The organism is Actinoplanes sp. ATCC 53533 (assembly GCF_003947245.1).
This window is the reverse complement of sequence record NZ_QHHV01000253.1, coordinates 1-8,585: the sequence shown is the minus strand read 5'-3', so window position 1 is coordinate 8,585 and position 8,585 is coordinate 1. Positions and strand designations below refer to the sequence as shown.

Below are 8,585 nucleotides of genomic sequence, written 5' to 3'. Positions count from 1 at the left end.
GCGGCTTCCCGGCTGTGGCGCTACCACCAACTACGGCAACCGCTTCGCCGCTGCGAGGCTGCCATCGGTCTGGGCAGCCACGACATCGGTGTCGCCCGGCACGCGGCAGATCTGTATCACGCCGACTGGTTTCCGCTTCTGGTGTTTACCGGCGGCGCCAACTCGATCCATCCCGAACAGTTCCCCGACGGCGAAGCGGCCCGGTTCCGCGACGAAGCGATAGCCGCGGGAGTGCCCGAGTCCGCCATTCTGCTCGAACCTGCCGCGACCAACACCGGACTCAACATCACCCTGTCGCGTGAAGTGCTGGCCGCTGCCGGCATTGAACCCCAGACGGTGATGCTGGTATGCCGGCCCCATGACCAGCGGCGGGCGTGGGCAACGTGTCGACGACGGTGGCCGCAGGTCGAGGTCGTCTGTGCCTCACAGACGATCGGCTTCGACGACTACCTCGAGACCGTCCGTGACGAGCGGCTGATCATCGACATTCTGGTGGGTGACCTGCAACGTATCCTCGAATACCCGGCCCGCGGTTTCGCCGTGCCCCAGATGGTGCCCTCGGACGTCCGCGACGCCTACGACCAACTTCGCCGCGACGGGTTCACCAGCCGACTCCTGCCCGAACTCGCATAACAACGACGTGGTCTCCCCAGGACTGCGGGTGTGCCGGCCGATCAGGACGACGACCGCGGACGCTGGCAGCTCAGCGGTATCCGCCGCCAAGCGGATCCGCTGGACCTGATCCAACTGCCGGTCCGGGGCAGGATGTGGCGTCCCTTCGACCGGGCCGCCCTGAGTTTGCGGTCTCGTCGTGGGTGGGGTGGGACCGGGGTGCGGTCACCGGCGCGTGCTCAGAAGCGGTGACTCGAATCGGCCCACAGGGCGGTGAGGAGTGGGACGAGTCCGCGCGTGTCGCAGTCGTGTGCAGTTCGCAGGGTGGCGCCGAGGCTGGCGTATCCAACGGTGCGCCATCGGTGGTTGTGTCGAGCGCCGGGGAACAGGGTGCTGGCCGGCCGGGAGAAGGCGTCTACCAGCACGAAGTCGTGGACTTGACCCTGGTGCACGCCCCATAGCCATCCGGGCGGCTCGACCTCGGTCGAGTCCTCCACGGCCACATCGGTCTGGCAAAGCCACTCACCCTGCGCCGACCAGCACCAGTTCGAGGGCGACTCGAAGCGCTTGGCCTCGATGACGACCGCGGCCAGGTCGGGCTGCTCCCCGAAACCAAGGACAAGATCCATCACGGTGCCGGGCGCGCTCTGCAAGGTCAGCGGGCCGTGAGCATGTAGAGACTCCGCTGGTGTGTCGGCGAGCAGCGCAGCCGTTACGGCGTCCCGGCTGTCCGGATCGAGGAGCGCGGCAAGCAGGATGGCGGTGAACGCCGCTTCGTTGAGCCAGCCGCTCATCTCGTCGAGGTCACGCGCGACCAGCCAGCTCTGGTGTGCGGCTCGCGCCTGCTGCGCCGCCCGTGTTTGCGCCCTGGTCCTCGGCGAACGTGACATGTCGTGACTCCTGACGACTGTGTTGATCAACAGTGACTTCATGGTCAGGTTCGGGAGCGAACTGCTGCTGGGGGCGGCGCGGCGCCCAGGTGATCGTCTTCGCATCCTGGCCCGGCCGAGACATCGCGCAGCCACCGAACAAGCTCCACGAACCGCATGAGTCGCGAGGACCACCTCACCTGTTCGGCGGCGATCTCCCCGTTCGCCTGGCCCGCCAGCCTGTGCCTGGACGCTGCCTACCCCGCAGCGGGGCCGGGCTGTTCGGTGATGCACCACGGACAGATGACCATGGTCGCGCTGGCCGGCACGGGGGAACGCGCGGGCGCATGGCTGGCGGCGCCGTTTGACACCGAAGCGCCGCGAGGGCTACTGGCGATCCGGGTCGAGCGCGTCGGCCGCCTCACCCACCATCGTCCTCACCGCTGCCGGAACGTGCCGCGCGATGAGCGCCGCCGCGTACCGGACGGCGACGATGAGGTCTGGCAGGGGCAGGTTCGCGAGCGCAGCCGCATGAAGCCGGACCTCGGCTCCGGCACCGTCGGTCGACATGCCGGCGACGGCCTTGCGGATCAGACCGACGGTGCGGCGGCCCGACTCGGCGCGGGGCGCCAGACCGTTGACCCGCAGGCGTGCGTCGTCGGCGCCCGAGAGCGCTGTCGCGGGGGATGCCTTCTCGACCGTCACCCACGCGGCCCGGACCAGTACGCCGAGCATCCGCGTCAGCGTGGACCCGCCGCCCGGCCGGCGGGAAATCCGATCGACGGCATAATGCGCGTTGGCCGCCGAAGCGGCGTCCGTCGCGGCCACGATGAGGCTGGCGGCGTAGACGATGTTCCGCTCGGCTGCTGACGCCGCGGCTCCCGCCACGATTCCGGTAACGTCCTGAACGGTCGACAATCCGCCACACAGCCCGACGAGGTGGGAGTAGTCGCTCGCCAAGGCATAGGTCACCTCCGAGACCAGTTGGTCGGGCAGGTTGAGCACCGGGACGAGTGTGTCCTGTAACCGCCGACGGTCACCGCTCGCCGCGGCGGCGAGCACCGCAGCTCGATGCTCGCCGGAGGTGGAGGATGTATTGACGGGCGGGAAGATGTCCTGGGGGAACAGGCTGATGCCGTCCGCCCAGTTGGCCAGAAGGTTCGCGATCACGATGGGCGCCGCGCCTTCTCCTGGCTGGCTCTCGATGCCCGGGAGGTGGAATGCGGCCCGGTAAGCGGTGATGTTCGGCGTGGTGGCGGACAGTGCCCGCACGATGTGGGCGGTCATGCGTTCGACGGCCTGCCTGATCTCGTCTTCGTCTCTCACGGCACCTGCTATCGGGGACGGTTTGGCGACAGGACGAGGTTACGGGCACTCACGATCTCGCGTGGAGTTGATCCTTCGCGGCTTGTAGGTAGCGGCGTACGCCTCGGGTGCTCCCCGGGCACCGGAACGATTACAGGTTGGCCCAACAGGTTTCCTGCCGGTGCCTCCGGCCAACGGCACCGGCAGTCATGGCGGAACCGTCGCGGCAGGGCTGCGGGCAACCTGCCGTCTTCAGGATCGCCCGCGCCCGGCGGGCCGAACACGGTCGAGCGGCACGAGGTCCGTGACTGCGACACCCGATAGAGTCGGACGTATGTCGACCGCAGTGCGACGGTCCCTTCTTCCACCCCGGATGTCGCCGCCGTCCTTCACTCGACGGCAAGTACCCGTGGGCGGGCTACGCGCGGTTCGGAGTACGGCGGGTCGTGCTCATCGTGCCGTTGGCCTTAGCGTGACCGGAGTGGGGGCCGGCGCACAGCAGCGGCTGCGCGGCCTTCGTGGTGGCCTGGGAGGTTCCGCCGGTGGGCCCTGATGACGTTCGGGAGCGGCGTAAGGCCTTGGGCCGGCGGTTGCGGTTGTTTCGTGAGGCCGCCAACTACACGCAGCACGAGTTCGCACCGTTGACCCTCTACGGGCGTTCGACCATCGCGAACGTCGAGACCGGAGGCCAACGCACGCAGCGCGAGTTCTGGCAACGCTGCGACGAACTGCTCGACACCGGTGGTGTCCTCACCGCGGACTACGACGAGGTGATCGTCCTCGAACAGCAACTCCTGGCCGCCAGCGCGTGGTCGTCCGGGAGCACGGGCGGGTTTGCCGCCGCTCCGAGCAACGCGTACGTTGAGGTGGAGCGTTCGATCATGGACGCCGCGCGGGAGACCAGCGAACACGCGATGGACGCAGGGGCATGGGCCGTGTCAGACGCCACCATTGAGCAGCTGCGCGACGAGGTCAGCCGGATCGCGCGGAGCTTCACCCGGCTGACCCCGGCGGTCGCGGTGAGCGAGACCCTGCGGCTGCGTAACCTCGCCGTCGGTCTGCTCGAACGGACCCGCCGTCCCAGCCAGCAGCACGAGCTGTACCTCGTCGTCGCGCAGGCGGCGGGGCTGCTCGCCAGCGAAAGTGTCGACCTCGGGCTGTGGCCGTCGGCGATGGACTACGCGCGGGCCGCGTACACCTACGGCGAGGTGATAGGCCACGACGGCGTCCGGGCGTACGCGCGCGGCATGCAGGCTACGATCGCGTACTGGACCGGGCAACCCGCCGACGCAGTCGGGTACGCCGAGGCCGCGGTGACGTTCGCGCCGGCCGGCGTCGCGCGGGTCCGCGCGCTGTCCGTGCTGGCCCGCGCGTGGTCGCACCGCGGCGCCGCCGACGAGGTGCAGCAGGCGCTCAGGGCCGCCGCCGACGCCCGCACGGCCGACGGCCGGGACCTGCTGCACGACGTCGTCGGTGGGGAGTTCGGCTACACCGCCGCGCAGCAGGCGCGCAGCGCGAGCACCGCCTGGCTGCAGATGGACCACGCTGCGCCGGCGATCGCGGCGGCGGCCACCGCCCTAGAGCTGGCCGGCAGCCAGCCCACGGACCCGTGGTCGACGGTGCCGGCTGAGGCACGAGTCGACCTGGCCACCTGTCAACTACTCGGTGGTCAGCTGGACAACGCCCGGGAAACCCTGGCGCCGCTATGGTCGATGCCGGTGGACTGGCGACGCATCGGCGTGGTCGGCCGCGTCCACCGGGTACGGCGGGTGCTGGCAGAGCCTCAGTGGCGCGGTATGCCAAAGGCACGGCGGATGGCCGAGCTAGCCTCGGGGTTCGTCACCACTCACCGGGCACCGCCGGCGCTACCTCCGGCCTGACCGGCCGGCCGCCAGGCCGTCAGCAGCTCGGCTTCCCGCTCGGGGGTGAGACCGTGGTCGGCGGCTCGTCCCGCCTCGCCCTCGCCGGTGATCGCGGCGCCGCCGCCGGTCATCCAGGTCCACGTATCCGCCGCGGTGTCGCGTAGCGGCCGGCACCGCAGGCCGGCGGCGAATGCGCGGCGGCTGTCGACGGCCCACACCCCACGATGGGTGCGCCACAGCGGCAGCTCGGTCCACTGTTCAACGCCCCGGTCGATGAGCCACTGCGGATCGACCCAGACGGGTTCGGTACCGGCCTTGGTCGCCGCGATGCAATCGTCGATGAGCTCGGCGAACGTGCCGTGCCCGACGGGCGCGCAGACGTTGTAGGCGCCGGCGATCCGGGCGGTGGCGCAGTGCAACGCGAACTGGGCGACATCGCGGACATCGATCGGCTGGATCGCTCGGGTGGCCGGCCCAGGGGCCAGCAACTGTCCGCCGCGGGCGGCCCGGTCGAGCCACCAGGTCAGACGGCCCACGTACTCGCGGGGGCCGAGGATGACGCCGGGCCGCAGCAGCGTCGCCCGGTCAGCGCCGAAGGCAGCCACGACGGCGCGCTCGCACCCTGCCTTGTGGGCGCCGTACTGGCCGGCGTAGCCCAGGTCGGCGCCGAACGCCTTGTCCGCGTCGGGCGGACACCCGAACAACGCAGAGTTGTCGTCCAACGGCTCGTTCGGCCAGCCGGTGTAGACGTTGACCGACGACAGGAACACATAGTGGCCCACTGCGGCTGCCAGCGCGGTCGCGCCGCCGAGGACCTGCTGCGGAACATATCCGATCGTGTCGATGACCGCGTCCCACGGGCCGTGCTCGGCGAGTCGGCGGAAGTCGTCGGCACGTTCGCGGTCACCGCGGATCACCTCGAGGCCGGCCAGGTCCGGTGCCGAGACGCCGCGGTTGAAGGTGGTGACCTGCCATCCGGCGTCGAGCGCGAGTTCGCCGATGGTGCGGCCGAGATACCAGGTGCCGCCGAGGATGAGGAGCCGCATCGCTCCATCATCGCTGACGGTCTGTGCGGCCGGCATCGGCTGCATCTGCCGGGGCAACAATCGCAGCTTTGTCGATCTGCCGACACCCGCTAGCGGTGCACCTGCGCGTCTCCAGGCTGTCGCGGTGATCGGGCCGAGGACTCTCAGTCGGTCGGCGAGCAGTTCCGCGAAGACGGGAACCGCACCGAACGGATCTGCAGCTTCCCTCGTGGCCGGGGACGAGGTGCTGTCACCAGGCGTCGTTCAGGCCGATGATGCGCCGCCAGGGGACCGTGACTGTCGGGCAGTGGGGCAGGTCGTACGGCTGGTAGGTCAGCTCGCCGGTGTCCGGGTTAACGGCCTTCGGCGAGACGAGGAGTTCAAGGCGTTGCAGGGCGTCGGGTTCGCCTGCGGCGATCACCAGGACGGCGGTGTACCGGTGCAGTGCCTGGCATAGTTGTTGCAGCATGCGGGCGGATCCCGGTCCGGTCGCGTGGGGGTCGTCGGCGGGGGTCCATCGCCACCGCTGGGGCAGATGCCAGTGGTATTCGCCGTGCTCGCGTGCCCAGTCCCGCAGGTCGTATCCCGGGCCGACCTCGGTGCGCCACGCGGTGACGGCGGGCAGTGGCCCGGCGGCGTCGTCCGCGCTGTCCTCGGGCAGGTACCCGGCGGCGGGGCGTAGCAAGGTGCGTACGTCGCGGTCGTCGACAGGGCCATCGTGGGGCACCGCGACGCCGGTCTTGGCGTACAGGTAGTCGCTGTGGTGAGCTGCGGCGTGGCCGGCTGCGAAGGCCGGCACGCGGAGCACGACCGCCCATGGGATGCTCTGCGGTTCTGGTTGCGGATGGCGGTACCGGCTGGTGATGACGGCACGGGCCAGGACCGGGTACTGGGTGAGGTACGCGACCTCCCGGTCGGGCTCGTTGATGATCGGCCAGCCGGCGATCAGCAGGAGTTGATCGTCACCGCCGGTGTGCATCTGCCCGTCGTGCAGTGCGGCGCCGAGTCGGGCGCACCAGCCGTCGACGATGTGGCGGCGCGCGAGCCGGTACTCGGCCGCGGCCCACGCAGCCGGGGTGGCATGCCCGGTGGAGGGGGTGAGCGCGGGTGTGGGCAGCAGCGACACGTCACGCACCTCGGCGCCGCCGAGGCGGCCCTCGACAGCGGCGAGCATCGCGGTGTGCCCGGCACCCAGGTCACCGTCCGCGGCGACTGCTCGCAGCCACGCGTCGAAGGCCAGCGGCGCCAAGCCCGGTTCGTAGATCATGCGACGGCCTCCACCGGCGATCGCATCGAGGGCGTGGGCCTCACTGAGGGTGTCGCGGTCACCCAGCAGCAGGTCCCGCGCACGGGCGGCCAGTACTCGCAGCCCCGGCGGCCCGGCGGACTGCTGGGCCACGGCCAGCGCGGCGTCGCGGCGTTGCCGCAGCCGGCCCCAGGCCGCCAGCGCGGCGTCGCGGCGTTGCCGCAGCCGGCCCCAGGCCGCCAGCGCGGTGCCGCGGTGGCAGGCGAAGCCACGAGCCCCTTTCAGCTCGGCGAGCAGAGCGGGCATGGGATCGGGCGGCCCGAACGGGGTTTGCCGCGACCACCGGGCCACGTCCAGCCACCCCATCGCCGGGGCGAGGCGTTCCAGTTCGGTCACCCACTGGCAGGCGGCGACGATGAGTCCCGCCGCGACGTGCAGGACCCCGGCCGCGCCGGGCAGCCGCACCTGCGAAGCGCAGGAACTGCACAGGTCGTGCTCGCCCAGGACGCTGATCTTCTGCACGGGCAGGCTGGCCGGCCGGTAGCCGAACGCCCGGCTCACGTGACTGCACCGGCTGGCGTCGGTGCCCGGAACATGCCATTTGCCCTTCGCGCTGGCCCGGACGAGCTCGACCTGCATCCCGTCGAAAGGCTGCAGCGGCAATCCGGCAGCGGCCAGGGTCGCCTCCGTCAGCAGTGGCGCGACGGGCGAATGGAAGGCAGCCGCGGTCCTCGCCGACGCGATCATGGCCACACCCATCCGCTTACCCTAACGGTCACCAGACGGCTGGTGGACCAGCGGTGCAGCGCCCGCAGAGCCTGGCAGGCCGTATGCAGCTGAATAGCGTCCCACGTGATAGGCACCCGCCGATGTCGCTCCGAAGTGGCGGGATGCTGCTCTAGCTGCGCCGATGCCGTCTGACGTGTCCAGTGCTCTGCCCTAAACGACATGATCTCGAATCACGCCCGGATCGACGATGTGCTTGCCCGGCCCCCACCGTGTCAGACGCGCGATCCGATCAGGTGTAGATCAGCGGCGTTTGGTTCGCCGGGATCGCGATAGTCTCCTGCCGTGCCCAGCCGTTTCCACGCACGTGACCAGAGCGACCACGGACACGAATTGATGGAACTGATCCGGTCTAGTCCATGGATGGCGCGAGTTCTCCGGGCAGTCCATGACGAGCAGATCCCCGAGGCCTGGATCGGTGCCGGAGTTCTACGCGATCTCGTCTGGGGCGAGCGCTACGGATCCGGGTTCCTGCCAGCAGAGGTCCGGGACGTGGACGTCGCCTTCTTCGACCCGCACGACCTCAGCCGCACCAACGACGACAGGATGACAGAACGGCTCCAGCGACGACTACCTGTCATGCCCTGGGAGGCGAAGAACCAGGCAGCGGTACACACCTGGTACCCAGCCAAATTCGGCGGCACCGCGGTCGAACCCCTGACGTCGATTCGCGCCGCGGTGGGCACCTGGCCCGAAACCGCTACCGCAGTGGCCGTACGCCTCGGCGCCGACGACGTCATCGAAATCTGCGCCCCGTTGGGCCTCGCCGACCTCCTCAACGGGGTCTGGCGACGTAATCCCCGACGCATCGACATACAGCATTCCCTCGCCCGGCTCGCGCGCCACCAACCCGCGACACGCTGGCCACGCGTGTCGGTCA

The 8,585-nt window shown here is 70.1% G+C and carries 7 protein-coding genes; 3 read left to right on the top strand and 4 right to left on the bottom strand.

Going from position 1 to position 8,585, the window contains the following annotated elements:
* On the top strand, positions 1 to 633 hold a 633-nt coding region (locus DMB66_RS51965), incomplete at its 5' end, for a YdcF family protein (RefSeq protein WP_148112866.1).
* Positions 634 to 851: 218 nt separating this feature from the next.
* Here the strand turns inward: DMB66_RS51965 and DMB66_RS51960 are convergent.
* Together DMB66_RS51960 and DMB66_RS51955 are read right to left on the bottom strand one after the other, a co-directional pair.
* On the bottom strand, positions 852 to 1,406 hold the full coding sequence (locus DMB66_RS51960) for a hypothetical protein (protein WP_125811485.1): 555 nt from the start codon (positions 1,404 to 1,406) through the stop codon (positions 852 to 854).
* Between the two features lie 462 nt (positions 1,407 to 1,868).
* Positions 1,869 to 2,768, bottom strand: a complete 900-nt coding sequence (locus DMB66_RS51955; RefSeq protein ID WP_125811484.1) for a hypothetical protein — start codon at positions 2,766 to 2,768, stop codon at positions 1,869 to 1,871.
* Between the two features lie 560 nt (positions 2,769 to 3,328).
* Here DMB66_RS51955 and DMB66_RS51950 point away from each other — a divergent pair.
* On the top strand, positions 3,329 to 4,666 hold the full coding sequence (locus DMB66_RS51950) for a helix-turn-helix transcriptional regulator (protein ID WP_125811483.1): 1,338 nt from the start codon (positions 3,329 to 3,331) through the stop codon (positions 4,664 to 4,666).
* Here DMB66_RS51950 and DMB66_RS51945 read toward each other — a convergent pair.
* Both DMB66_RS51945 and DMB66_RS51940 read right to left on the bottom strand, forming a co-directional pair.
* Positions 4,633 to 5,694 carry an NAD-dependent epimerase/dehydratase family protein gene (locus DMB66_RS51945; protein ID WP_125811482.1) on the bottom strand — a complete coding sequence of 354 codons (1,062 nt, stop codon included), beginning with the start codon at positions 5,692 to 5,694 and terminating at the stop codon, positions 4,633 to 4,635. The genes DMB66_RS51950 and DMB66_RS51945 overlap by 34 nt on opposite strands.
* Before the next feature lie 229 nt (positions 5,695 to 5,923).
* Positions 5,924 to 7,678, bottom strand: coding sequence for a hypothetical protein (locus DMB66_RS51940; protein WP_125811481.1), 1,755 nt, complete (start codon positions 7,676 to 7,678; stop codon positions 5,924 to 5,926).
* A 363-nt stretch (positions 7,679 to 8,041) separates the two neighbouring features.
* On the opposite strand from DMB66_RS51940, the gene DMB66_RS51935 reads away from it, so the two are divergent.
* Positions 8,042 to 8,585 (top strand): nucleotidyltransferase family protein (locus tag DMB66_RS51935; RefSeq protein WP_125811480.1); only part of this gene is annotated, 544 nt, incomplete at its 3' end.